The organism is Pantoea phosphatilytica, assembly GCF_051025615.1.
In the GTDB taxonomy this organism is placed as follows: Bacteria; Pseudomonadota; Gammaproteobacteria; order Enterobacterales; family Enterobacteriaceae; genus Pantoea.
This window is the reverse complement of sequence record NZ_JBPFDF010000004.1, coordinates 380,131-405,980: the sequence shown is the minus strand read 5'-3', so window position 1 is coordinate 405,980 and position 25,850 is coordinate 380,131. Positions and strand designations below refer to the sequence as shown.

Sequence of the window (25,850 nt, the reverse complement as noted above, 5' to 3'; positions counted from 1 at the left end):
GGCAGGTGTCGCTGACGCGCGACCAGCTGGCAGAGGCGGAGCTGAACGAGGGCAGCCATAGCCTGACCCTGACCGCCACCGACCTCTGGGGCCAGACCGGCGTCGCTGAGGCGACGTTTATCACCGACACCCTGGATCCGGCTGTCACGATCACGACGCTGTCGGGCGACGGGCTGATCGACCGCAGCGAGATCAGTCAGCCGCTGGTGATCGCGGGCAGCGGCGAAGCGGGCAGCACCATTGAGGTCACCTTTGGCGATCTCCGCTGGAGTGACGTCATCGGACAGGGCGGGCAGTGGCAGTTCACGGTTCCGCCGGAAACGCTGCAGGCGATGGGGGAAGGGAGTTACCGTGCCACGGCTACCGTCACCGACGCGGCGGGCAACAGCGGTTACGCCTCGTCGGGAGTGGAAATCTACGCCTCTGACGCGTTACCGACGCTGACGCTGGATCCTGTCACCGGTGACAACGCCGTCAGCTATAAAGAGGGGATCTACGGCATCACCTTTACCGGCACCGCGGCCCATCTTCCCTCCGGCACAACCATTGAGCTGACGCTGGATGGCCGGGTCTGGCAGGGCAGCACCTGGCAGGACCAGTGGCAGGTCCAGATATCGGACAGCGAGCTGAAGACGATAAAGGATGGCAACTACAGCATCACGGTCAGCGCAGCGGACGCAAACGGCAACAGTACCAGCCTGAGCCACGACCTGCTGCTGATCACCCACTACAACAGCAGCATCCCGAAGGTGACCGTCAACCCGGTGACGCTGGCGGATGCCGTGCAGCATGATGGTGAGACGTGGTACGTTCTCAGCGGCACGATGGAAGCGCCGCTGCCGCTGAAAAGTTTCTCGGTGCAGGTTGACGATACTTTCCACTGGAACACGGCAGTCATTCAGGCAGACGGCAGCTGGCGGGCGGAAATCAGCGCCGCCGAACTGTCTGAGGGAGGGAATAACCTGATGTTCGGCGTGCTGGACGGCGCCGGAAACTGGTTTGAAAAGGCTGGTTACGTCACGGCCGACCTGACCACGCCAGTCACGGACAGCGGCAGCGAGCCAGTCCTTGCCATGGATACGCCCTTTGGCGATGGCCTGCTGAGTCGCGCGGAGAAAAAAGAGGTTGAGACGCTGACCGGCACCACGGGCACCAGCGGCAGCGGTCAGACGGTCACGGTCAGTATTGGCGGGAAGCATCACGCTGCAACCGTCAGCGACGACGGTCACTGGAGCCTCTCCCTGACGCCGGTGATGATGAAAACCGGTTTTGGCAAAGGCCAGCACGATATCGTCGTCACCGCGACGGATGCAGCAGGCCACCAGGCAGTGATGACGACCCATTTCCAGGTGGAAGCTTGTGCGCCGAAAGCGGCGGCTAAACATCTCAGCGACAGTCCCCCGATTCATGCGGAGGCCAGCCACGATCAGCCACTGGCGGGAACGACTGAAACCGATGCTCTCTTTACGGTGAACGCCGGGGAGCATCAAAGCCAGACTCTGGTCACACGTCAGGAGACCCGGACCCATCAGCCTGAAAGCACTGAGGCGGAAACGTCCACGCAAAGCGGAGAAAGGCTGATCGCTGGCGGAGCTGATGGAGATGTTAACCCCGTTTCGCACAGCGCGGCGGCGGAAAGGGGGGACTCGCAGGTGACTCTTGCTGCGGTAGCCCAGGAGGGCCAGGAGACGACCGCTATTCAGGATAGCAGCAGCGCAGGCATCGCTCATGTTGAGGCACCGAATCCTGCAACTGAGGCCGTCAGCGTCTTCGGGTCAGAAAACAGTGACGACTTTACGTTTTCCTTGACGAATCTGCTCACCCGGCCGGACAACGTGGCAGGCCACGACACGCTACCCTTGAATGATACGCACGATACGCTGGACTTTGCCCAGCTCGGACTGAAGGCAGAAAACCACGAGGCGATCGATCTGGCCGCTTTCAGCAGTTACAGTGTCACGCCAGCGCAGACCGATCTGCCGGAGCCGACCCACGAGGCACTCTCGGTAAAAAGCGCGGATGGCAACGTGGTCACGCTGAGTGATACTGAAGGCGGCGTCTGGCACGATGCGGCACCGCGTGCTCTGGATGGTCAACCGGCCGATCTCTACCCCAGCGGTTCTGTCGGCCATCAGGGTTCACTGGCTGATATCCTGAACCAGCATAATCAGCTTCAACATCTGGCCTGATCCTGACTGCCGGGGCGGATTTTCGCCCCGGCCTGTTTGCACTTTCTACTACGTTCTGACTGCCATTTCAGGCAGACAACCCTTCATCCCGTTATTCAGCCTGATGTAAATCAGGCTGTCAGCTTGATCTCGCGGGAAATGGCAGGTGAACTATTCGATCACCACCGCCTTAACTGCCCAGGCGGGATTCAGGCAGAGGAAAACGGGCCGCCCTTATCCTTCAGCATGGGTCGTTTAGTCTTCAGAAGCCGATATTCAGACGAAACATGAGCATCTGATCCTGTGAACGCGCGGCGTCAAGACCCAGCGTAGCCTGATAAGCGAGACCCGGGGTGATATTGTGAGGCAACAGAAAATCAATGGCGGTCCCTATCGTCATACTCTGGCGGCTCTGCTCTGTAAGCGGCACCTGCCAGGTATCATTGCCCGTGTCGGCATAGCCTACCCTGGCCTCACCCGTGTGATTCAGCATCTGTGCATACTCCAGCCGACCCTGCAGGCGCATGACCCCCCATGGGGCAGGAACCGCGCGTTCTCCGCGCAGGCCTCCGCCCGTGATGACCTGCGAGAAGGTCTGCGGGGCATAGGCCAGGCTGAAGGCACCTGCGCGGGTTTCACTGTAGCCATCCAGTCTGGTCCGGAAATACTGCAGACGGGCATAGGGTGAAATCAGTGTATCCGTTGAGCGAAACTCATAACCGGATGTCAGCGCGCTGAATATCTGGCGTCCTGAGCGACTGCCTCGCGCCTCTGCCGCGTTTTCTTTAACATGACGCCGGCTGTCAAAGCTCATCTGCCCCTGTCCAAGCAGCCCATCGACAAAAAAAGTGCCGGGATGATAACTGCCATAGAGCGCAGTGCTGAATGCCCGCCCGCTGGATTCTGAACGGTTATCGCCAATGTCGCTGACGTCGCGTCCGAAGCCCATTCCCATGCCAGCGGTTAACGCGGGCGTAATCCGGTAATCGCCCCCGGTGGAGATGCCCGCCGTTGTGTGACTGAAACGTATGCCATTGTCCTTATCGCTGCCAAAGTCAATGTAGCCGCCTGTCCAGAAAGAGAAACGGTCAGCCTGCTGCGACGGAGTGAAAGGCAACGACGGGTAGGGTTCTGCACGGCTGTCTGTGAGCGGACGCTGATGTTGCCAGGCCGTGGCCCACATTTTCTGATCGGCATCCTGCTCTGGTCGCGATGAGGGCATCGTGAAGCGAATGCCACTCATATCAGAGGGCAAATCTGCGCCGCTGTGTAGCTGCTCAAGCCGGTCACTGAAGTTATGCAGTTGCGCACGAGCAAAACTTTGTGCCGCGCGATACTGCGCACTGACCATACCTATAACGTCGGCATCCCGGGCCGGATTGGGACGTTCCGTAATCGTCAGCAGGATCCGGGCAGGCTCGGTCGCTCCGCTGGGGCCGCTCAGCGTATACCTGAGAACGACGCTTCCACTGGCCTGAGCCGCTGCGGTGAATAGCAGCTCGTAGTCTGCGCCGGTAGCGCGCACAGAGGCAGTGCCTGTACTGCGTTCCGGCTGGTCAAGAAGCTGTGCGCCTGTGAACGGCCCTCCGGTAGCGCCGCTGGTAAGTGAGATCGCAACGGACTGACCCGCGTTGAGCGTGGCACTGTGATCCGTCGCAACGGCAGAAGCAGCACCAATCTCAAGGGTGTATGCCGTTTGCAGCGTATTCCCGGTCGCATCAGTAACCTGAATAGTGAAGGCGCTATTACCGCTGCTCTGCGGCGTACCGCTAAGCTGGCTGTCAGCAAACGTCAGTCCGGCAGGTAGCGGCCCGTTAAGCTGCCACTGATAAGGCGCCACGCCCCCGTTTACATTGAAAGTCTGAGCATACATTTTTCCTGCAACACCCGGAGGCAGTGCGCCGCGTCCGGGTTGCATTAGCAGGAGGGGTTGCATCGCGGCATTTACAGCCAGCGTGTAGCTTGCTGTGCCGCTGGATCCGGAACTGTCCACGGCTGAAATCTGGAAGGTATAGGTTCCTGCAGCGGCAGGTGAACCTGACAGAACGCCGGTCGACGCATTAAGCGTTATCCCGGCGGGCAGGCTGGCGGCACTAAAAGAGTAAGGGCCATTACCACCCTTGACGCTGAGCGTCTGGCTCCAGTTTTTTCCTGCAGTTGCCGGTGGCAGAGCGCCACTCGCTGGCGACAGAGTTAAAAGGATCGGCGAGACACTGAGTGAAACATGGGCGCGAGGCGAGGAACCGCTGCTGTTTGCGGCAGTGTAGGTGAAGCTGTCGTTACCGACATAACCCGCAGCGGGGCTATAGGTAATGACTGTGCCGCTGACGACTGCTGTGCCGTGAACCGGCATGTCCACGAGAGTCACGGAGGTGACTGTGCCGGACAAACTGAGCGTGACAGGGTTGTTATTACTGTTTGCAGCGACAGTGGCTGCACTGTCGCTGGCTACCGGTGGTGCACTATTGACGATCAACAGATAATCAGTGCTGCCCGTAGCACCCAGCGTATCCCTGGCAGCGATCCGAAAGTTATAGTGGCCTGCCACAGAGGGCGTTCCTGACAGGGTTCCTGATGCGGAATTTAATGTGATACCCGGCGGAAGCGCGGTGCTGGTCCAGGTATAGGGTGCGGTGCCACCGGATGCAGCCAATGTCTGCGACCAGGCGGTGCCAGCCGTCGCTGCCTGAAGCGCACCCGCAGCAGGGGACACCGTGAGAACAGGGGCGCTGATAGTCAGCGAGACTGTGGCATCGGAGGATGTCCCGCCACTGTTTGAGGCATGCCATGTGAAACTGTCGCTGCCGGAAAAGCCGGCGACAGGCGTATAAGTGACCGTCGACGCCGAGAGGGTGGCGGTACCATGCGAAGGTGGCGTGACGAGGGTAACGGCAGCAGGTGTGCCGCCAGTCAGGGCCAGCGGTATAAGGTTATTCACACTGCCGGACGCGACAGTGCTGCTGCTGTCAGCCGAGACGGGCGGTGCCTCTGCGCGGTTTACCGTGATGCTGTAGGCGCGGGTCGATCCATCCTGTGCAGTAACCACCACAGAAATAGTGTTGTTGCCTGTCGTCAGGCCAATGCCCGGCGTGGCGGAGCCTGAAGCGACGATCTGACCATTGACGCTGACGGTAGCATGATTTTCACTCACTACGGGCGTGACGGAGATGGATGTCACACTGTCTGTGACCGACGCACTGTAATTGCTGGTCAGGGAGCTGAACGAAGGCGACAGCGAGCCTGACGAAAGCGACAGCCCGGCAAGGGTTGCGTCACTGGATGCGGTAATGGCGCTGGTGCAGGTAAACACCAGATTGCTTATCTGTCCATGTGACGTTGTGGCACGAACCGCAAGACCATAAACTTCCAGGCTGCCCGAAGGAACGGTAATTGAAACATTATGCGCGCTGTTACTCGTCGAGTTTGTCGCATTGTAAGTCTGGGCATTACTCAGGTCATTACGGGCCAGGCTCACACTGTCAGTATTCATCGGGGGAAGCCCCACACCTGTGCCGCTATCGGTGAAGCTGAGCGTCAGAGTATCGCCGGGGGCGAAGTCTGTGGCCGGATATCTGTTGCCGCTGTAGGAAAGCGAAGAGGAGCCCGATAAGCTGTTAAGGACTGCACAACCATTTGAAAGCGCGAGTGCCCGATTTGCTGAACATAACAACAGCAATATGCAAAGCACGTTTGCAGCTAAACGTTTAAAAGACAAAGTCTGCGCCATCAATTACCCCAAAGTCAGTCAGGAAAGTTAATCTGAAAATCATCATGCAATGGCGTGCCTGACAGCCAGCGTGAACTGCTACAGCGACGGTTGCTGAATCCTATGCTTGTGGTTTTAACATCGGCATGAAGTCGCAAAACTCAAATAGTTAATGCACGCATCCGCAGCAGGAACAGATGGATCAGGGAAGGATGTGCGCCTGCCCGTCAGAGCAAGAGAAAAAAAAGGAATGCGTCATTAAATGGGATTCAGGAAAGCGGCTGAGAACGTGGTCAACAGATAATGCGTCTGTTTATAGAGTAAAAATAGACAGGAGAGCGCCTGGTCTGGTTCAGGCAGGGGCAAAAAAAGGCCGCAGAAAATAGTGAGGCACTTCTGCTTTGAGTAAATCTGAGAATTGATTGTTACGTAATGACAATTGAGAAGCAGCACGCTTAGTCCAGGCAGGTACGTGCCTGTTCGTAATAAGGTCATTTATTTTCCGAATGCTCTGGCCCGATGCCCTGACCGGGGCAGGGAGCCAGAAGCGGAAATCAGCGAGAATTAATCCAGAATCAGTATGTCGCCATAATTATACGCCTGAACAGCATTATCCCCGCTCTCAAGCAATATATTGCCGTTCTCATCAATACCGCGACATTGGCCGGTATGCTTCAGCGATTTTTCTGCATCCAGCGAAATCGTGACCTGCGCATTCAGACCATACATGCGGGTTTCATAGGCATTTTTCAGTGCAGCAAAACCCATTTCTGACCAGATTTCAAAGTAGTCCTGCCAGCGGGCAATAAGCATCTCCAGAATCTGGTCGGCACTGTTTTTGCTGAACTGCTCAAGGGTGGCGGTGGCATAGGGGACATCTGCAGGCGCGGCAACGCGATTGATCCCGATACCGATGTAAAGCGCCTTACTGTCGGCTTCAATCAGCGTTCCGCTTATTTTGGCTCCATTCACCAGAATATCGTTGGGCCATTTAATGCGGATATCGGCATCGCTGATGTAAAGACTCAGCGCATCGTGGATAGCCAGGCCCGCCACCAGCGACAAAGAGGCGATATCCTGACGCTGTTCCGGTCGGGGAACCACCAGCGTTACAGCAATATTGCCTTCTGGTGTCTGCCACACACGGTTAAAGCGCCCCCGGCCAGCCGTCTGCATTTCAGCCGAAACGGCAAAGTTCATCCTGCCTGTTGAGTGGACACGACGTCTGGCTTCAGTGTTAGTACTGTCAACACTCTTGAGTTTAATAAGTTGCATAACACACAGATAGAAAGATAAAGAGTGCGCAATCATACCTTATGTAAACTCTGTTTTTCGAGTCTGGTTTACAGGCGGGCAACGTTCATGGGGTGATGTCAGGCGCGCAGCTTAACGCGCATGCTGCAAGGATAAGGGCACAGGGAGCCGATAACGTTAATGCCTCTTGTGCTTTCCCCATCGATCAGGAATGCTCTGTTACGCCTGAACCCGCAGTCACGGGTGAAAACATAAGGACAAAATTCATGGACATCGCTATCCGAACCCCTCTGATCCATTCACTGCCTTTAAGTCAGCATTGCGGCAGCCACGTCTGGCTCAAGATGGAATCGTCGCAGCCGACCGGCTCGTTTAAGCTCAGAAGCGCAGGGCATGTATGCCGTCACTATGCAGAGACGGGCGCGAAAGGTTTTATCAGCTCCTCCGGCGGTAACGCAGGCATCGCCGTGGCGCACAGTGGCCGCAGGCTGGGATTACCCGTCACCGTGGTGGTACCGGAAACCACCTCCGCCAGAGCCAGAGAGCTGATTGAGCAGGAAGGCGCCAGGCTAATCGTTCATGGAAAAATCTGGAGTGAAGCCAACGATTACGCCCTGTCGCTGGCGACAGAAGAGCAGGTCTATGTGCACCCTTTTGACCACCCCCTTTTATGGGAAGGGATCAGTTCTCTGGTGGATGAGGTAATAAGCGAAGGCGTCAGACCGGATACGGTGATCCTCTCTGTGGGCGGTGGCAGCCTGTTATCCGGCATCGCGAAAGGGCTGAAAAATCACCAGTTAAGCCATATTCCTGTCTACGCGGTGGAAACCGAAGGCACGGCCTCGCTGAACGCCTCTCTGAAGGCCGGTCAGCTTGTCAGGCTGGATAAGGTCAGCGGTATCGCCACCACCCTGGCCGCCAGCCAGGTGTGCGAAAATGTGTTCAACGTGGCTACCCGGCTGGATGTCAGAAGCAGAGTCGTCTCAGATGACGAGGCGCTCAGGGCCTGCCGTCGCTTTCTCGATGATCACCGCGTGCTGACAGAGCCCGCCTGCGGCGTGTCGCTGTCACTGCTGTACGATCGCAAAGTGACGTTTAATCCTGAAGATAACGTTCTGGTCATTGTCTGCGGGGGTGCCTCTGTGACGCTGGCAGGCATCACCGGCTGAACAGCCAACGCCTCTGTTCAGCGGATGAACTGGCCGGACGGTGGCAGGTGCGTTTCTGACATGCCGCCGCTGACTGAACGCGATGCCCGCACATGGGATCAGATCGGGCTTTCTGCCGCAGACATCATGGCCGGTAACGCGCTGACCAGCCTGTCCACGGCCAGCCGGACCTTCAGCGAGAGATGTGGCGTATGAGGCCAGACCGCATAGACATTCTGATTTTCCGACCGCCACGCTTTCAGGAGCTGTGTCAGATCGCCGCTGATGAGGTTATCCCGCACCAGCCAGTAAGGCAGCCAGGCAATCCCGCCGCCCGCCAGCGTGATATCCCTGACCGCCTGCATATCATCCATTCTGAAGCGGGCGGGCGGAAGCATCTCAACGATCCCGCCGCTCTCGTTTATGAAGCGCCACCGGAGCATTTGTCCAGAACGGATATAGGCAACCGCGTCATGATCCCTCAGCGCATCCGGTGATGCCGGCTCTCCGGCCCGCTGGAGATAGTCGGGAGACGCGCAGAGCACCATGCTATGCGAGGCGAGTTTACGGGCAACCAGGCGACTGCTGTCAGAGAGCGTGCCGATGCGGACGGCCAGATCAAATCCCTCTTCAATTAAATCGACCGGGCGATCGCTGAATGAGAGTTCCAGTTCCAGGCCGGAATGCTCTTTCGCCAGTGCATAGAGCAGGGGCGAAATACAGAGGTGGCCGAACAGCACCGGCACAGAGACGCTGAGTTTCCCGCTGACCCGCAGTTTTCCCTCCTCCAGGATCTCCTCCGCGCTGCTGATTTCAGCCAGCGCCCGGCGGCAGGCCTCATAAAAAAGTGTGCCCTCATCCGTCAGGCTCTGGCTGCGGGTGGTGCGGTTAAAGAGCGTGACGCCCAGCCGCTCCTCGAGTCTGGCAATGGTTTTAGCCACCGCAGAGCGGGTGACGTGAAGTTTCAGGGCCGCCTGTGAAAAACTCGCCGACTCCGCCGCAGCCACAAAGATCGGAAGAGTGTTCATCTCGCTTTTCATATTGTCGCCATTCAGGAATCAATTTGGGGAAATAGTATCGCCACTGTCGCCTTAATGGCAGTGTTAGGATGCGGTTTCTGTTATCAGCCCGGAGAAATTCCTGTGAATCGCACCATGAAACGCTGGACGTTAAACCAGCCTGGCCGTTCTGCCCTGACACTGATCGACACCGATATTCCGCAGCCCGGTCCCCATGAGGTGCTGGTGCGGGTGAACGCCGTCGCGCTCAACTACCGTGATAACGCCATTATTGAGGGCAGGATGGGGGAAGGCATGGTGATGCCCCTGACGCCAGGTTCCGATATGGCAGGCGTGGTCGAGGCTGTTGGACCCGGCACGACCCGTTTCCATACCGGCGATCGCGTCATCTCCTCGTTTAATGCCGACTGGATCGACGGCAGGCTGCACAATAACGCCAGAGCACCCCACTACAACACACTGGGTTATGGGATTCAGGGTGTGCTGGCCGAATATGTGGTGATGCATGAAAACTGGCTGGTCAGGGCCCCGCTCACGCTGACCGATGCCGAGGCCAGCACGCTGGTCTGTGCCGGTCTGACGGCCTGGTTTGCGCTGGTTGAACGTGGCGGCCTGCGTCCGGGAGAAACCGTGCTGGTGCAGGGCACCGGTGGCGTGTCGCTATTCGCGTTGCAGATTGCCAAATCCCTGGGGGCAGAAGTCTTCGTGACCTCATCCAGTGATGAGAAGCTGGCTGCGGCGCTGGCACTCGGGGCCGATCATGCGATAAACCGCCATAAAGAGGAGTGGGTCGAGGCCATTCACCGCCTGACAGACGATCGCGGCATCGATCACGTCGTTGAAACCGTGGGCGGTCGTAACTTTGCAAACGCTGTGCGCGCGGTCGCCTCACAGGGCCGCATCTCCCTGATTGGGATGATGGATACGCAGGATACCGCCGCGCCCGGCGGATTACTGCTGCTCAAATCCCCTGTTATTCAGGGTATCGGTGTAGGACATCGTCGTGCGCTGGACGATCTGACCCGCGCCGTGGATCAGATCGGACTGAAACCGGTTATCGATTCCACCTTCTCTTTCGGGGCACTGCCGGAGGCGCTGGCGGCGCTTGAACGCGGACCCTTCGGGAAAATCGTCATCGAGCTCAGCTAAGCTCCCGGGTAAATCGCAGCCGAAGCGGAATAAAGATGGCGAAACCTGGAAGTCATACAGTCTGTAGCAGTAACCGGAGGGCTTCACCCGGTAAAGGTTTGCTGAGAAATCGAAAGCGTCCTCAGGGACGCTGTTTTAATGCCGGACGGGGGACGATTGATTCAGCGGCAGTGAACCGGAATCGGGAGTTATCGTGAATGATTACCTGCAACACCACGGCCGCCGATCAGAGCCCTTCTTCAATCAGCATCAGTATCATAAAGCCTGCAAAAAACATCGCTGTCCCCAGCGGAGTGTCCCGATCGCCTTTGTGCGCCTCGACCAGCAGCTCTTCGGTTACCAGGTAGAGCAGCGCCACCAGACCGAATGAAAGAAAGTAGGTCAGCCAGAATTCACCCAGATCGGCGACGGGTGCGCCCGCCATTGCGCCAGCAGGCAGCAGCAGGGCAATACCGGTTACCGCCAGAAGAACCTTAAATGCGCTGCCGAGCAGGGCACGCAACTCTTCCACCACCGACAAACCAAGGAACAGGATCTCAAGCGTCAGCGCCAGTGTCAGCATGATGCCGGTTTTCACCCCCGACGCGAAGCTGATCCCCAGCACCAGACCATCGATAAAAATATCCAGACCAATAGCAATCAGCATCCCTTTCTGGCTGGCCGCTTTTTCGCCAAAGTGCTGGATCAGCATCATCAGTACCACACCGGTAACACCCCCCGCGACAACGGCCATCATCGAATGTTGTTTAAGGCCGGGCAGCACTTCTGTCGCGGCTGCGCAAAATATTACACCCGCCGTGAAATGGTGGATCAGGCTCATCACCTTTTCACCCGGCTGGCGGAACAGGGCGACACCCGCACCCGCTATCGCAGCCGTGACCGGAAAAAGGGTATAGAGAAGAGTCAGAAACATCAGGGGGTCCTTTTTAATAAAGCGTCACCCGTCACCGGTAAAGTCTGATCCCGGACGGTGAAAGCAGAAGAGAGACTCGAACCCTCACATCAGTCAGCAGAGGAGAGCGTTCAGGGGGGAGCATGGTGCGGAATTATCCACGCGTGATCAATAAAAAAGGCCGCACGAGTGCAACCTCTTCGTTCAGATTGCTTTAAGCGTTACTTACCATCAGCCCATTTGGTTATCTGATTATCAATTTTACCATCAAGATAGTCGGTGAAATGAACGGACCCCGCTTTCACTAACATTGCCAGGCAGGCGGCAAAAACCAGGACCAGTAACACTCTGCTGATACTCATAACCTTTCCTTGTATGAATAATGTCCTCTCCTTTATAGCTGTTCTCTTCTGATTGTGATAGTCAGGATTTTATTTACTCTTTCCCGAATAGCACCTTCTTTCAGCGGCAACGGCTTTTCAAAACGCTCTGCGGCCAATGAATGCAAAGAAGTACAACGTCCGCGGCATCCTGCCGCAGAGATTGAAGGTTTACTATCAACTGTGAGGAATGGCTGTATCGCTTCACTGACAGATAAATATTTTTTACCGTGGATGCCAGCGTGCAGAGCTTAAGGTATCGCTGAAATGAATCCTTATGAAAGATATTACAGGCAAATTCGGGCAGAGGGTGCAGCGGCCTGTTGTGGATGATGTTTGCGACATTCACCCCTGCACAGACGCTATGTTTGAATTGATTATTGATGGCAGCTGTTTACATTGCCTGATAGATGACGCGCGCAGACGCTTTTATGCGGAGGTAAAAAGATTGCTCAGGCCCGGTGGACGGTTTGTGATCGGTTCTATGTGTGGAACTCCCCGTTACTCTGAGGACTGGAGCACATATGATCCCCACAGGCATCATCTACTGAAAGAGGGGCGGCCCTGGCGAACGCTGATGCCACTCACGGATTTAACGGATGAAATTGAGCGCGCGCATTTCAGTGTGGAGGCGCTGACGGTGAATGAAAATAAAGGGTGGGATCACGCCACAATAGTCTGTTCAGTGAAGCAATAGCCTGATGCGGCCTCTGCCGGTCTGCGATGCTTTCAATGACAGACGTGATGTCACGAACCCTGGTGGCGCTCACGGAAATCTCCTGCATGGTCGCAGACATCAACTGAACGTCCGCCCCGCCCTAAAGGGCGAGCTGTGCGGTTCCTCGGGCGGACTGAGCGGTCTGCTCTGCTCCGGCGGTGTTTCTCTTCACGGTGGCGGTTAACTGTTCCATGCTGGTTGTCGTCTCCTGCAGCGCGGCGGCCTGCGGTTCTGTCCGCGACGACAGTTCACTGTTGCCCTGAGCGATCCTGCTTCTGAAGCCGTTAAGATGAATTACTTCGCCTCTCCTGTATTGCCAGGCCCTGCATTTCAATAACGGTATTCACGACATGAAGACCAATGCTTTCTGTCGCCCCGGCGGTGAGTGTTGCTATGATAAAATTACTGATAATTAAGACTTATTTTCGACGCAGCCAGAATATTAATTATCATTACTGTCAGTAACAGGGCTAAGATGATGGTGTCTGTGAACACCCTTCATAAGTGTGCATTGAAGGGAATGCCTCAATAAGGAAATCGTCGATGCTGAAAGAGAACTTCAACGAGCTGCAAATCTTTCTGGTGATAGCAAGGGAGCGAAGTTTTACCAAAGCAGCGGGCAAGCTTGGGGTTTCTCAGTCGGCACTCAGCCACGCGATGAAGGCCCTGGAGGAAAGGCTGAATATCCGTCTTCTGACCCGTACGACCCGAAGCGTTGCGCCTACGGAAGCCGGTGAGAGAATTATTGCCTGCCTTGAACCCCGCATCGCCGATCTTGAACAGGAGCTGGAGTCGCTCGTACAACTGAATGGTACCGTCTCCGGCAATATCCGTTTATCTGCCGGGGAGCATGCCGCGCGAAGTCTGGTATGGCCGAAATTAAAACCCTTTCTCAATGAGTATCCGGAAGTTAATGTCGAACTGGTGATTGATAACGGCTTTGTCGATATCGTCGAAGGGCGTTTTGATGCCGGGATCCGTCTGGGTGAAAGCGTGGATAAAGATATGATCGCCGTGAAGATTGGACCAGATATACGTATGGCTGTGGTTGGCGCACCATCCTGTTTTGCCGCTAACCCTGTGCCCGAAACACCTCACGAGCTGCAAAATCATCGGTGTATCAATATGCGCCTGCCGACTTCCGGTGGACTTTATCACTGGGAGTTTGAGAAGGAAGGGAAACCGTTACGGGTAAGAGTGGAAGGGCAGGTAACGTTTAATTTGCAGGCGGAAAGGATCGATGCTGCGTTATCCGGTTTTGGCATCGCCTGTATACCTGAAGACAGGGTGCAGGATTATATAAAGTCAGGAGAGCTTATTCAGATTCTGCAGGACTGGTGTCCGTCTTTCCCCGGATATTATCTTTACTACCCGAGCCGTAAGCAGCATCCGCCCGCTTTTGCGCTGATGATCGATGCACTTCGCTACTCGGAATAACGGGTCCGCCATACGCGGTGGACTCGTCCGGGTATTAACGGCCTGCGCGAGCCTGGTGTTCAGGAGAGTAACGTTCGCCAGCGATTTTAATCGTTTCAAGCGCCTGTTATCTGGTTCGATTCATAATCGGATGTTGTGCGGGGGATAACTTAAGCCGCTCAGAAGTGGTGGAACGCAACGCAATGTTATTCGGGGCGACTCATGTTGCTCTGTTATTCACTCCGGGACAATGTTCGCCTTGCCTCTGATGCCGGGATGTATGCACAGGCATTTCTGCTTTCTCTGGCAGCCTATGATTACGCAGCCATTCCACAGACAACACTGAGTTATTCTGCCAAAACGTTATAGCGGATAGTAAATATTCCTGAGGGCGTCAGTCTGCTATTCGTTATTTCTTTTGGAATGCCAGATAAAACGCCCCTCCTCCCTGAGTTACAGGGAAGAGCGAATAGCTTTATAAACAAGTGTCGTCTGGCATCAATAATAAAGTTTTATTTTTTTAGCTGAACGGTCAGTGCCATTAAGGCGCTGACCGCAGTAAACAACGCAATTATCCAGCCCATCGTCCATGGCGTGCCATCACTGAACAGAGCGAGAAGAAGTGAAGAGATGATGCCACTGCCATATTGCAACGCTCCCATCAGTGCCGATGCAGAGCCTGCAACGTCAGGCACTGCGTCAAGTGCGCAAGCTGTTGATGTTGCAGCGATGATGCCATTCATGGAGAAGAATACGAATACAGCACCGACAATCACGGTAATGCCACCTGCCTTCAGCCCGGTCGCGACCGCCAGCACTATTGTGGCAATAGTGGCGATGAGTACGGCATTCCTGAGCAACGTTTCCAGTGGATAACGATGAACCAGGCGTCTGTTGACCATACTTACAGCCATTAATCCTAAAACGTTTATTGCAAACAGCCAGCCGTAATGCTGCGGATCAACACCGAAGTAGGTGATGTAAACAAACGGAGAGCCCGTAATAAAGGCGTAAGCCGCGACGTAATAGAACATCAGGCAGAGAGTAAACCGCATGTATCTGGCGTTAGTTAACAAGGCATAATAGTTTTGAAAGGCTCTGGTTACGGAGGCTTGCGAACGTTTTTCAGCCGGTAAGGTCTCCGCTAACCAGAATAACGAGATCAGCATCAATGTTCCGATAATCGCCAGCAGCCAGAAAATGGTATGCCATGAGGTGACCTTAATCATCTGCCCGCCGATCAGTGGACCCGCAATGGGCGCGATAGCCATAATAATCATCAGGGTTGAAAGCATCTGTGCTGCACGAGTGCGGCTAAACAGGTCACGGATCATTGCTCGTGCCAGCATCGGACCGGTACAGGCACCTAACGCCTGAAAAACACGCCAGAAGACGATTTGCACGATATCTGTTGATAACGCGCAGCCCACCGAGCCGATGATGAACAGACCTAAGCCGATAAATAACGGCCGACGACGCCCGTAACGATCGCTAATCGGTCCCCAAATCAGTTGTGCGATGCAAAAGCCGATAAGGAACCCTGTTATTGTCAGCTCTGCATTACCCTGCAAATCTCTGGCCATGACGGGCATAGCCGGAAGATAGATGTCGGTTGATAAAGAGGTAACAGCCATCAGGGCGCTGAGAATGAGTAGAAACGACAGACCGGTTTTATTAGCTGTAGCCGACTGCGCACTTGCCTGTTGATTAAGCATGGTAATCCGTCAGAAATGAAGAGATAAGGATATGTTAACGGGTTTGTGCGTGCAGATAATCGCAGGCGGGAGGATAGGGACTATGAATAACATTCATGAATGTTGTGAAGAGCTAAAGCAGTGAAAGAAGGATTCTGACAGGCACTTAATCAGGCCCTGCAGGGACCGATTACCAAATCATAAAACACCCTGCCTTCCTGTCTGATATAAGCAAAGAAAAGGGACTGGTCGAGGCTGGATAATTCCCGGCTATTGCGTTGCCGGATATGGCAATAAGCTTTATGACAGCACCGGATTAACTGACAGGTCTGCATGACCTGTGGCCCGGAAAATTCATGACTCTCCTCATGTAAGCGTAAACCTCACCCCTTGAAGTTATCGTTAATATGTCCGTTTCGCCCCAATTAACTGAAAAGTGACGCGGATGTCATCATGCTGACATCCGCGTTTTAAGAGGGCCGATGATATCCCTGCGGCAACACGTCAACGATTTAACTCCGCTTACTGCCCGTACCAGGCATCCGGCCCATGCTTTCTGAGAAAGTGTTTGTCCAGCAAAGGCTGCTGCATAGAGGGGATTTCCGGGGAGAGATGTCGGGAGAAGAGACCCATATAGGCAATCTCTTCCAGTACGACAGCGTTATGTACCGCGGTATCGGCATCTTTTCCCCAGGCAAACGGGCCATGCGAGTTGACCAGCACCGCAGGGATCGCCGAAGGAGATAACCCGCGCTGCGCAAACGTCTCGATAATCACTTCGCCGGTATTGTGTTCATACTCATGCGTGATCTCGGCTTCTGTCATCTGTCGGGTACAGGGGATCGTGCCGTAAAAGTAGTCGGCATGCGTTGTTCCCCATGCGGGAAGATCCTGACCCGCCTGGGCCCAGATGGTCGCGTGACGCGAATGGGTGTGGACAATACCGCCGATATCCTCAAAAGCGCGGTAGAGTGCCAGGTGAGTCTTCGTGTCCGATGAGGGCTTCCTGCTGCCTTCAACCACGCGTCCGCTTTCCAGCTCCACCACCACGATATCGTCCACGGTCATATTTGCGTACTCCACGCCCGACGGTTTAATGGCGACCAGTCCCTGTGTGCGATCCACCGCGCTGACATTGCCCCAGGTAAAGGTCACCAGCTTATGGTGTGGCAGCGCCAGATTCGCGGCCAGCACCTCTTCTTTCATTGCGGCTATGCTCATAGTAAACCTCCTTCCTGCATTTTTTGTTCAATCCAGCGCCGGGCATGAACGATTTCGGCAACCGGCTCCTCTGCTTTCTCGGTCCACATTTCGATCAGGAACGATCCACGGTAATTCAGCGATTTAAGCGTGCGGAAGATGCTGACAAAGTCGACACAGCCCTGACCAAAGGGCACGTCACGGAACTGGCCCGGCGAACTTTCCGTTACGGGTTGGGTATCTTTCAGGTGAATGGCAGCGATGCGGTCAATGCCCAGGGTCAGCTCTGCGGTAACATCGTTGCCCCAGGCGCTGAGATTGCCGACGTCGGGATACACCGAAAACCACGGTGAGCCCTGCTGCTGCTCCCAGACTTTCCACTTGCTGATCGCGTTCATGAATTCCGTATCCATGATTTCAACCGCCAGCATCACCTGGGCGGCCGCAGCACGCTGCACCGCGCGTGATAGCCCATCGGCAAAGCGTGCCACGGTGCCTTCATCATGGGGTTCGTAATAGACGTCGTAACCCGCCAGCTGAATCGTGCGGATACCCACATCCTTAGCCAGCTGAATAGCCTGATCGATCAGAGCGTCCGCGCGCTGGCGGGTGGCCGGATCGTGACTGCCAAAAGGAAAGCGGCGGTGTCCCGACAGGCACATTGAGGGAATGGTGACGCCGGTTTCAATCATGGCATTCACCAGCGACAGTCGCTGCTCTTTACTCCAGTTCAGGCGCGCCAGCCTTGCATCGGTTTCGTCCACCGACATTTCCACAAAATCAAAGCCACAGGCTTTTGCCAGCGCGAGTCGTTCAGGCCAGGTGAGGTTGGCGGGCAGGGCTTTTTCGTAAATACCTAACGGATGCTGGCGTTTCATACGGTTCCCCAGATACTGGCAATGGCCTGATGAAATTCTGCTGCGCGCGAAATGCCGCAGGCAGGATCGCTGAGTGCTCGCCCGGCGATAAACGCTTTAACGTCAACGTCTTTAAACTGGTAAAGATCCTGCGGCGTAATCCCGCCGGTGATGGAGAGGGCAAAACCCAAATCTGATAAGGCTTTCAGGGTATCCAGATCGTGCTGATTCCACTGCTGCCCGCTGGCCTGCGCATCCCGGCCTCGGTGATAGATGGCCTGTTTCAGACCCAGCTGCCGCCATTTTCGGGCATCCTCCAGCGTCCAGTTGCCAAAGAGTTCGATCTGAATATCGCCCTGATACTGCTGTGCGACCTCCAGTGCGCTGGCAAAGGTAGCCAGCGGGGCGGCACAGATCACCGTCATCCAGCTTGCGCCCGCGCTGAAGGCCATCTCTGCCAGCGTGCCGCCGGCATCCGCCACTTTATAGTCAGCCACCAGCGTTTTCTCAGGATGCTGCTGGTGCAGACGGCTAACGGCTTCGAGGCCGCAGCTCAGGCACAGCAGGGTTCCGGCTTCGATGATGTCCACATGCGGGTGGAGCTGTTGTGCGGTGCTCAGCGCCGCATTCAGCTCGGTATGATCCAGCGCCAGCTGGAGTAAGGGCAGGCTCATAGGGTAGCTCCTTGTGCGTCACTCAGGACGCGGATCAGATGCTGATAACGCTGATACTTCTGCTGATAGCGGGCGTGCCTTGCGCTGTCTGGCTGCCAGACAGCGATATCGGGGGCTAAGGCTTGCTGCGCCTGTTGCAGCGAGGCATAAGCGCCGGTTCCGGTCAGCGCGACCAGTGCCGCTCCCAGACAGCCGCTTTCGCTGATCTGTGGCACCTCGACCGCCAGGCCGCTGGCATCGGCAAACATCTGCATCCAGGGCGCGGATCGCGTGGGGCCACCGCTCAGACGCAGGGCGGTGACCTGAGGGAAACGTAGCAGAATGCGGTTGAGATGGGTCAGGTGTGAAAACACCACGCCTTCATAAATAGCCTGCACCAGATGTGCGCGTGTATGGCCCGCCTGCAGGCCAAAGAAGCTGCCGTGCAGATCGGCACCGGCATTGGTGCCGTACAGAAACGGCAGAAACAGCAGCGTGCTGCTGGCGGGTTCCAGATCCGCGACCCACTGATTCAACTGACGGTAGTCGCTGATGCCCCACTGCTCACAGAACCACTCCAGGTTGGCTGCCGAGGTCGGGCTGGCTTCATGGATCAGGTACTGTCCCTCTATGGCATAGCGACCATAGACGTAGGGATAGTCGGCTTCATCGCTGATGCAGTCGGTGATGCCGCTGGTAACCGACCAGGTGCCCATCACCGCGTTAAGGCGTGTTGCATCATTCAGTCCGGCACAAAGCGCGGTGGACATCACATCAAACAGACCGCCGACCACCGGCGTTCCGGGCAGCAACCCGCAGGCGGCTGCGGCCTGCGGAGTCACGAAGCCTGCAATCTGCGTCGGACCGATAATCGGAGGCAGCGCGGAGACGATCTCGCTGATACCCAGCATCTCAGCCAGCGCGGGCGACCAGTCGGCTGCCTGCATGTCGTAGAGGTTGGATTCGGAGATATTGGTCTCTTCACAGGCCAGCTCACCGGTGAGGCAGAAACGCAGGTAGTCATGAGCCATCAGTACGCTGCCAATCGCAGCATAACGCTCTGGCTGATGCAGCTTCAGCCAGCGCAGCAGTGAAACCGGATGGCCGGTCCACAATGTCTGGCGCGTCAGCGGATAGAGCCGTTGCGGCGTGCCGTCACGCTGCCACTGCCGGACCAGACTCAGGGCGCGACGATCGGAAGATAAAATGCCATTCCCCAGCGGGTTCCGCGCTTTATCCAGCAGAAACAGTCCTTTACCCTGAGCAGAGATGCCCAGACCAGCCACGTCGGCCGCATCCTGACCGCTGGTGGCCAGCACCTCGCGGATCACCGCGGCCGCCTGCTGCCAGAGCTGCGTCATATCACGCTCGGCATAACCCGGCTCCGGCACCTGTACGGGCAGGTTTTGCCGCGCAACGGCCAGTTCACGGCCCGCTTTATCGTAAAGTCCGGCTTTGATGAAGGTGCCGCCGCAGTCCACTCCAATCCAGCGTTTCATATGGCCTCCCGTGTCGCAGCGTCGCAACGGGCAGGCAGCGTCATGGCCAGAAGTGCAGCCAGCGCCAGCGAAATGGCGAGGCTGTAAACGCCGGCATCTTTGCTGTAAAACGCAATCAGCATCCCGACCATGTAAGGCCCGCAGAAACCGCCCAGGTTGCCCAGCGCGTTGATCAGACCACGGGCTCCGCCCGCTACTTCAGCATTGAACAGGCGCGGGGGAATGCTCCAGAACACGCCCGCCGCAGACTGGATAAACACCCCACAGCCCACCAGCGCCGCGTAAGACCACCAGATATGGGCTTTCAGCATCACAGACAGCGCCATGCACAGTGCGAAGCCCGCCAGCGGCAGCGCCACAAACAGCTTGCGCCGCCCGGTCGCATCTGAGAGAACCGAAAACAGAAACATGCCGAAGATGGCGCCCACATAGGGAAGAATAGCCAGCATACCGACCTGTTCGACGTTGCCGTGCGTCAGCTCTTTCAGGATGGTCGGCAGCCACAGGGTGTAGCCATAAATGCCGGTCTGATAAAAGAAATTCACCAGAATCAGCCGCCACATCACCGGCTCACGCATCACCCGACGCAGGGAGGCATTACGCACGTTCTGCCCTTTGATCATCAGCTGCTCGTTATGCAGGGTGGTGATCAGGTAGTGCTTTTCCGCCGCAGAGATCCACGTTGCTTCCTGCGGCCGGTTACTGATGGTGAAATGCCACAGAGCCATGACGAGCAGCGACAGGGCGCCTTCCACATAAAACAGCATGCGCCAGTCCCACTGTGTGATGATCCAGCCGGAGAGCGGGGCAGTAATGATCCCGGCGATCGGCACAAACATAATGACGATGGCATTGGCACGGCCGCGTTCTGCATCAGGAAACCAGTTGCCTATCATCGTCAGCACCACCGGCAGCATGCCGCCTTCGGCAATACCTAACGCGAAGCGCAGCGCCAGCAGCTGATACTGACTGGTTGCCAGCCCGGTGAGGATCGAGATGACCGCCCAGGCCAGCAGTGACCAGCCGATAAAGCGTTTACCGTTGCCATAGACGGCCAGCCTGCCGCCCGGCACCTGCAGAAACAGATAACCAATGAAGAAAATGCCGCCCGCCAGCCCGGCCATGGAGGCGCTGATACCGAGTTCGGCGTCCATTCCGCCCGGCATGGCAAAGGCAATATTGACCCGATCCATATAAGAAATGATGCAGGTGATGAGAATCGGCGGAATGATCCGTAACCAGCGCAGGGCGGGGATCTTCTCACGGTTAACAACGGTGGATGTCAGACTCATGGCATTCCTCCTTGCCTAGACCAGCTCGCGGGTGGGGATCTTGATCACCACTTTGCGAATCGGCCCGGGAGTCGCTGTCGAGCAGTTCGGGCGGTGAATATCCTGCGGAAAAAACACGGCAAACGTGCCCGGCAGCATGCGCACCAGAGTTTCATCCGGCGCGTGCTGGTAAAAGATAATGTCGCGCTCGCTGTCGTAAGGCTGGTGGATTGGCAGATTCAGGGGCTGCGTGGCGACCCCGATGACCTCTTCGCCCGCCACCAGATACTGCACATCGATATGCAGGCGATGCGCTTCCGGGTAGTTCTCTTCAGGCCGGGCGGTGTGCAGATCCAGAACCTGCATCACCCAGCCCGTTTCGCTGTCCTGATAGCGTCCTGCCGCCAGGGTACTCAGGTCCTGGCGGGTGAGACAGGCGATCGCCCGTGCAATGGCAGGCGGATAGTGACGCGGGTCGGTGTTTGAAATATGTCCGGTGATCATGCTTTTCTCCTCACAGCGCCTGAATACGCGCCCAGATGCGTTCATCGACCGGAATACCCAGGCGCTGATTTTCAGCTCGCAGCGGCGGGAATTTATCGCCGGGCAGGCGAATTGCCTGCTCGCTGTTGGCCCTTTCAGCATTGATAACAGAGGCTCGTATACGGTCGAGTTTGTGCTGGCGGGTGTCGCCATCAATCAGCCGGTCTACATCAATGGCGATAAAGACCTGCGAGATGCCAAATTCATCGCCGTTGTCGTGGGTCACTTCAGTCACGGACGCGCCGTTGGAGAGGAGGGTGGCCAGCATGTCCAGCACCACTGACAGCGCGGAGCCTTTCCAGTAACCCATAGGTAAGATACGGCGGTTTTTCTCAAGCGTGGCCGGGTCGCGGGTGTAATGACCCTCATCATCAAATCCGCCGTCAACCGGCAGGCTCTTCCCGGCCAGACGGTTCACCTCCAGCATGCCGTAAGAGAACATCGACATCGACATATCCACCATGGTGATCGGCTCACCCGGCACGGCGATAATCAGCGGATTGGTGCCGATAGCGCCGCTTTTTGCACCCCAGGGCGGCATCACAGCAATAGAGTTCGTCCAGCAGATCCCCACAAAGCCTCTCTCCGCCGCCTGCCAGCCGTAACTGCCACCGCGCATCCAGTGATTGGCATTACGCAGCGCCACCAGCCCGATTCCGTGTTCAGAAGCCACTTTCATGGCGCGCTCCATCATGCTGTGCGCAGTGATGTTGCCGATGGCACGCTGCGCATCCCATTGCTCGATCGCGCCCAGTGACAGAACTTTTTCTGCGTCGGCTTCGGGAACGATATGACCCGCGTCCAGTTGCTGAATAAAACGCGGGAAGCGGTTTACGCCATGGGAATAGACGCCGTTGAGACTGGTTTCGGTAAACATCTGTGCACAGGCTTCAGCTTTATCCTGGGGCACGTTGCGACTCCTGAGAACGCGGAGAAACTCCGCATATAACTGCTGATAGCTGATTCTCATACGACTGATACTCCCGGCGTTGCCGCCTGTTTCATAATGTGGAATGTCATTTCAACTAAATGCTATGGGGAAAAACAGAGCCAGTCAAAGAAATGATCTGAAAATTATTTCTTATAAATCATGCATATATATTTATGTGTGGTTTTTGTGATCTCAGCCTTTTTTGCCGGATTTTGCCCGCAGAAAATCTGTCAGCTCAGGACGAACTGACAGGGTGGTGATGCGTATGCGTTCTGTCTGCCGGGGTTAGCTCAGCGCAGAATTACCCGGTAGAGTGAGGTCTGGGCTGTAATATAAAGTTCATTATTATCGGGTCCGCCAAAGGTGCAGTTAGAGACCGTCTCAGGAACGGGAATTTTGCCTTTACGCGCCCCGTGAGCGTCAAAAATAATGACGCCGTCGGCGCAGCTGCAGTAAATGTCACCGTTGCTGTCCACACAAAATCCATCCGGAAAGCCTGGCGTCACATCGGCAAAAAATTGCCCGGCTGAGAGCTCCTGTCCTTCCACTCTGTAAACCCGGAGCTGATGGCGTCCCAGGGTCGGGAAGTCCACTACGGACATATCGGCCACATACAGCAGGCTTTCATCGGGTGAAAATGCCAGCCCGTTAGGACGTTGCAGATCGCTTGCCGCAATGCTGAGCTGCCCGCTATCGGGGTCGTAGCAGTAGAGATAGCAGCCGATGACCTGGCTGGGTGCCAGATAGCCTTCGTGATCGTTAACGATTCCGTAGGGCGGGTCGGTAAACCAGATCGTGCCATCAGATCGGATCGCCAGATCGTTGGGCGAGTTAAAGCGTTTGCCCTCGACTTTATCGATCAGGACGCTGACCGAGCCGTCAGTGTCGGTCCGGCTGATCGCCCGACGGCCATGCTCGCAACTGACCACACGTCCCTGACTATCCCGGGCATTGCCGTTGGCGTAATTAGCGTGATGACGCCAGATGCTGAGTTCACCGTTGCGCTGCCAGCAGTACATGCGGTTACCTTTTACATCGCTGAATACCACCGCATCATGCTGCGGAAGCCAAACCGGGCCTTCGGCCCAGATGGCAGGGGAACACAATTTTTCAACCTGCATGCTGCTGGCCTCCCTTACTTCACGCCCCAGATGGTTTTGTAATGCGCCTGATAACCGTTTGCAGGATCGTAGTTATTCTGCGGTCCGCCATCCTGGCTGATATTCTCCTGGGTTATGAGATGCGCGGGCGTCACGTAACCTGACGAGGGCTGACCGGCAAAGGCACGGTTAAACTCATCCAGCAGTTGCCAGCCGTGCAGTTTTAACGGTTCCGCCACGGTAGCGACCTGACTTTCGCCATTGCGAATACGCTGGAAGGCCGAAACGGAACCATCGCCTGCGGAGATATTGTAAGGCGCATTTTTGCCCCCTTTTCCGGCGGTTTTCAGTGCCGGTGACATAAAGTCAAAATAGAGATCGTTGATGGCCAGCGAATACTGCCAGCGATCGCCATACTTCTGTAACAGACTGAAGGTCAGCGACGGCATACGGTTAGAGGTATCGGCCAGCGGCGTATCAATAAAATCGATGACTTTACACTCGCTGCATTTTTCAATTTCCTGCTTCATCGCATTGGCTTTATCCAGCGCAATTTTATACAGCGAGTCGGTAAAGATAATGACCTGGGCTTTACCGCCCGACTTCACTACGGCGTATTGTGCCGCCAGGCGGGCCACCTCGTTTGAGTCCGAAGTGATGTTATCTGTAATGCCGTACTGCTTAATCGGCCCTGGTGCAGGCTCCGCATGCCAGGCCATCAGCACTATCTTCTGCTGCACGGCTTTTTTAAGCGGCATTTTGGCGACGTTAGGGTTCCAGCCGCCAATAATGATGCCGTCCGGACGCTGAGCGATAGCCTGATTCAGGGCGGCCAGCTGATCTTTCACCGACCCTGCGCCATCCAGCGTATCCAGCTGCCAGCCCGCAATTTTTGCCGCCTCGCTAAGTCCCTGCTGAACCCCCTGCACGCCGCCGTTTTTCATATCGGAGGCAATAAAAATTAACTTCTTATTCGCCTGGAGCTTTGGACCCGTAGTGGGGCCGTCCCAGGCGGTTGCGCTGGAGGTGGCTTTAGCAACGGCCGCCGTAGCTTGTTCCAGATAGCTCTCTGCATGGGCAGGCAGAGAAGCTACCATGATGGCAACGAGAGAAAGACCAGATACCGGATTTTTCATAATGAGTTTCCTGGTGTGATGGTTTTTTGCTGTGGGTCTGGTGTGGTCGCTGGCGTGCTCTGACTGCGCACGACGGCTTTTTGGTTCAACATACGGCGACGCTGAGCGTAGCCGGCGAGCGTAATTGACAGCAACAGCGTGGCCCCGTTAAAGAGAGGTTCAACCCAGAAGGCCCCGCCGAATTGCTGGATCCCGGCGATACCGATAGCCAGAATCGCTATCCCGACCACCGTGCCCCAGACGTTAACCCGACCCGGACGGATGGTGGTGCTGCCAAGGAAGGCGCCGACTAAGGCAGGTAACAGGTAGTCCATGCCGACGCTGGCCTGACCGACGCCCTGTTCTGCGGCGATCAGCACGCCGCTGAAGCCGGTAATGACGCTGGAGGCGATAAAGGAGCCAATCACATATTTATTGACGGCAATACCGTTGAGTCGGGCCGCCACCGGATTACCGCCCACGGCGTACATGCATCTTCCCAGCGGCGTATGCTCGGTGATCAGCCATAACAGCAGCGCCAGAGCCAGCACATAGAATGCGCCAATCGGGATACCTGCGATCTCCGTGCTGTGCAGCGCACTGAAGGCGTCCGGGAGATCACCCACAATCTGCCGGCCACCGGAGTGCCACAGCGCAATGGCATACAGCACCGTGCCCGAGCCCAGCGTCGCGACAAAACTGTCAATGTCGGCCAGTGCCACCAGAATGCCGTTCAGCAGGCCATACAGCGCAGATAAGATCAGCACCGTCAGCACCGCCATCTGCCAGGAAAAACCGTATTCCACCTGCAGCGTTATGGCCAGAATGTGCCACAGTACGATGCCAAAACCGACGTTCAGGTCGATTTTGCCCACGATCATAGGCAGGGTAGCCGCCAGCGCCAGCAGAGCAATTTTCGCCTTACTGGACAGAATCGCCTGCACGGTCAGCAACGAGGCAAACGTGGGGGAGAGCACTGAAAAAATTAACGCTAACAGCACACATAACAGCAGTAAGCCGTAGCGGGTGAGGAACTGCATCGACCACGGCGCAAAGCCGTGCTGTGCAAGGCTGACCCGTTGTTCGAGTGCGGTGGATTTCACCGAAGTTTTGGACATATCGTTTCTCCTGTCGGCC

Annotated in this window: 20 protein-coding genes and 2 pseudogenes; 5 read left to right on the top strand and 17 right to left on the bottom strand. The window is 56.3% G+C overall.

Annotated features, from left to right (window positions below; translation table 11 throughout):
- The coding region (locus ACR6AS_RS16845) for an Ig-like domain-containing protein (protein ID WP_434163164.1) at nucleotides 1-2,189 on the top strand (2,189 nt) is incomplete at its 5' end.
- 241 nt (nucleotides 2,190-2,430) lie between these two features.
- Here ACR6AS_RS16845 and ACR6AS_RS16840 read toward each other — a convergent pair.
- Both ACR6AS_RS16840 and ACR6AS_RS16835 read right to left on the bottom strand, forming a co-directional pair.
- Nucleotides 2,431-5,658 (bottom strand): autotransporter domain-containing protein, encoded by a 3,228-nt coding sequence (locus ACR6AS_RS16840; RefSeq protein ID WP_293772160.1) that lies wholly within the window; start codon nucleotides 5,656-5,658, stop codon nucleotides 2,431-2,433.
- A 780-nt stretch (nucleotides 5,659-6,438) separates the two neighbouring features.
- Entirely contained in the window at nucleotides 6,439-7,149 is a 711-nt protein-coding gene (locus ACR6AS_RS16835) for a biotin--[acetyl-CoA-carboxylase] ligase (protein ID WP_434163161.1), read from the bottom strand.
- 245 nt (nucleotides 7,150-7,394) lie between these two features.
- On the opposite strand from ACR6AS_RS16835, the gene ACR6AS_RS16830 reads away from it, so the two are divergent.
- Nucleotides 7,395-8,297 carry a pyridoxal-phosphate dependent enzyme gene (locus ACR6AS_RS16830; RefSeq protein WP_434163159.1) on the top strand — a complete coding sequence of 301 codons (903 nt, stop codon included), beginning with the start codon at nucleotides 7,395-7,397 and terminating at the stop codon, nucleotides 8,295-8,297.
- Between the two features lie 98 nt (nucleotides 8,298-8,395).
- Here ACR6AS_RS16830 and ACR6AS_RS16825 read toward each other — a convergent pair whose 3' ends face one another.
- Nucleotides 8,396-9,316: a LysR family transcriptional regulator gene (locus tag ACR6AS_RS16825; RefSeq protein ID WP_434163156.1), complete on the bottom strand. Its 921-nt coding sequence runs from the start codon at nucleotides 9,314-9,316 to the stop codon at nucleotides 8,396-8,398.
- A 102-nt stretch (nucleotides 9,317-9,418) separates the two neighbouring features.
- Here ACR6AS_RS16825 and ACR6AS_RS16820 point away from each other — a divergent pair, with 102 nt between their 5' ends.
- On the top strand, nucleotides 9,419-10,444 hold the full coding sequence (locus tag ACR6AS_RS16820) for a zinc-dependent alcohol dehydrogenase family protein (protein WP_293772169.1): 1,026 nt from the start codon (nucleotides 9,419-9,421) through the stop codon (nucleotides 10,442-10,444).
- Nucleotides 10,445-10,670: 226 nt separating this feature from the next.
- Here ACR6AS_RS16820 and ACR6AS_RS16815 read toward each other — a convergent pair whose 3' ends face one another.
- Both ACR6AS_RS16815 and ACR6AS_RS16810 read right to left on the bottom strand, forming a co-directional pair.
- Nucleotides 10,671-11,357 carry a ZIP family metal transporter gene (locus tag ACR6AS_RS16815; protein ID WP_293772172.1) on the bottom strand — a complete coding sequence of 229 codons (687 nt, stop codon included), beginning with the start codon at nucleotides 11,355-11,357 and terminating at the stop codon, nucleotides 10,671-10,673.
- 200 nt (nucleotides 11,358-11,557) lie between these two features.
- Nucleotides 11,558-11,698 (bottom strand): hypothetical protein, encoded by a 141-nt coding sequence (locus ACR6AS_RS16810; RefSeq protein ID WP_293772175.1) that lies wholly within the window; start codon nucleotides 11,696-11,698, stop codon nucleotides 11,558-11,560.
- A 343-nt stretch (nucleotides 11,699-12,041) separates the two neighbouring features.
- Between ACR6AS_RS16810 and ACR6AS_RS16805 the strand changes: the two are divergent.
- Nucleotides 12,042-12,413 (top strand): annotated as a pseudogene (locus tag ACR6AS_RS16805) (methyltransferase domain-containing protein); the annotation flags it as partial.
- Nucleotides 12,414-12,435: 22 nt separating this feature from the next.
- On the opposite strand, the pseudogene ACR6AS_RS16800 reads toward ACR6AS_RS16805, so the two are convergent.
- Nucleotides 12,436-12,702: pseudogene (locus ACR6AS_RS16800) on the bottom strand (methyl-accepting chemotaxis protein); the annotation flags it as partial.
- Between the two features lie 275 nt (nucleotides 12,703-12,977).
- On the opposite strand from ACR6AS_RS16800, the gene ACR6AS_RS16795 reads away from it, so the two are divergent.
- Entirely contained in the window at nucleotides 12,978-13,871 is an 894-nt protein-coding gene (locus ACR6AS_RS16795) for a LysR family transcriptional regulator (RefSeq protein ID WP_434163154.1), read from the top strand.
- A gap of 491 nt (nucleotides 13,872-14,362) precedes the next feature.
- Here the strand turns inward: ACR6AS_RS16795 and ACR6AS_RS16790 are convergent, their stop codons facing one another.
- The 11 genes from ACR6AS_RS16790 to ACR6AS_RS16740 form a co-directional block, all read right to left on the bottom strand.
- The gene (locus ACR6AS_RS16790) at nucleotides 14,363-15,565 is read right to left on the bottom strand and encodes a multidrug effflux MFS transporter (protein WP_434163152.1); all 1,203 of its coding nucleotides are present in this window, start codon (nucleotides 15,563-15,565) and stop codon (nucleotides 14,363-14,365) included.
- 501 nt (nucleotides 15,566-16,066) lie between these two features.
- Complete coding sequence (araD, locus tag ACR6AS_RS16785; protein ID WP_111140186.1) at nucleotides 16,067-16,765, bottom strand: L-ribulose-5-phosphate 4-epimerase; 699 nt, start codon at nucleotides 16,763-16,765, stop codon at nucleotides 16,067-16,069.
- Entirely contained in the window at nucleotides 16,762-17,622 is an 861-nt protein-coding gene (locus ACR6AS_RS16780; RefSeq protein ID WP_111140185.1) for an L-ribulose-5-phosphate 3-epimerase, read from the bottom strand. Before ACR6AS_RS16780 ends, araD begins: the two co-directional genes overlap by 4 nt.
- Nucleotides 17,619-18,275 carry a 3-keto-L-gulonate-6-phosphate decarboxylase UlaD gene (gene ulaD / locus ACR6AS_RS16775; protein ID WP_434163149.1) on the bottom strand — a complete coding sequence of 219 codons (657 nt, stop codon included), beginning with the start codon at nucleotides 18,273-18,275 and terminating at the stop codon, nucleotides 17,619-17,621. The genes ACR6AS_RS16780 and ulaD overlap by 4 nt, the downstream gene beginning before the upstream one ends.
- On the bottom strand, nucleotides 18,272-19,753 hold the full coding sequence (locus ACR6AS_RS16770; RefSeq protein ID WP_434163146.1) for an FGGY-family carbohydrate kinase: 1,482 nt from the start codon (nucleotides 19,751-19,753) through the stop codon (nucleotides 18,272-18,274). The genes ulaD and ACR6AS_RS16770 overlap by 4 nt, the downstream gene beginning before the upstream one ends.
- On the bottom strand, nucleotides 19,750-21,045 hold the full coding sequence (locus ACR6AS_RS16765) for an MFS transporter (protein WP_293772191.1): 1,296 nt from the start codon (nucleotides 21,043-21,045) through the stop codon (nucleotides 19,750-19,752). The genes ACR6AS_RS16770 and ACR6AS_RS16765 overlap by 4 nt, the downstream gene beginning before the upstream one ends.
- Nucleotides 21,046-21,060: 15 nt before the next feature.
- On the bottom strand, nucleotides 21,061-21,528 hold the full coding sequence (locus ACR6AS_RS16760) for a NanQ anomerase/TabA/YiaL family protein (RefSeq protein WP_111140181.1): 468 nt from the start codon (nucleotides 21,526-21,528) through the stop codon (nucleotides 21,061-21,063).
- Nucleotides 21,529-21,538: 10 nt separating this feature from the next.
- Nucleotides 21,539-22,537 (bottom strand): 3-dehydro-L-gulonate 2-dehydrogenase, encoded by a 999-nt coding sequence (gene yiaK / locus ACR6AS_RS16755; RefSeq protein WP_434163141.1) that lies wholly within the window; start codon nucleotides 22,535-22,537, stop codon nucleotides 21,539-21,541.
- A 251-nt stretch (nucleotides 22,538-22,788) separates the two neighbouring features.
- Nucleotides 22,789-23,619, bottom strand: a complete 831-nt coding sequence (locus tag ACR6AS_RS16750; protein ID WP_111140179.1) for an SMP-30/gluconolactonase/LRE family protein — start codon at nucleotides 23,617-23,619, stop codon at nucleotides 22,789-22,791.
- A 14-nt stretch (nucleotides 23,620-23,633) separates the two neighbouring features.
- On the bottom strand, nucleotides 23,634-24,734 hold the full coding sequence (locus tag ACR6AS_RS16745) for an ABC transporter substrate-binding protein (RefSeq protein WP_111140178.1): 1,101 nt from the start codon (nucleotides 24,732-24,734) through the stop codon (nucleotides 23,634-23,636).
- Entirely contained in the window at nucleotides 24,731-25,831 is a 1,101-nt protein-coding gene (locus ACR6AS_RS16740) for an ABC transporter permease (protein WP_418803798.1), read from the bottom strand. The genes ACR6AS_RS16745 and ACR6AS_RS16740 overlap by 4 nt, the downstream gene beginning before the upstream one ends.
- Nucleotides 25,832-25,850 lie beyond the last annotated feature (19 nt).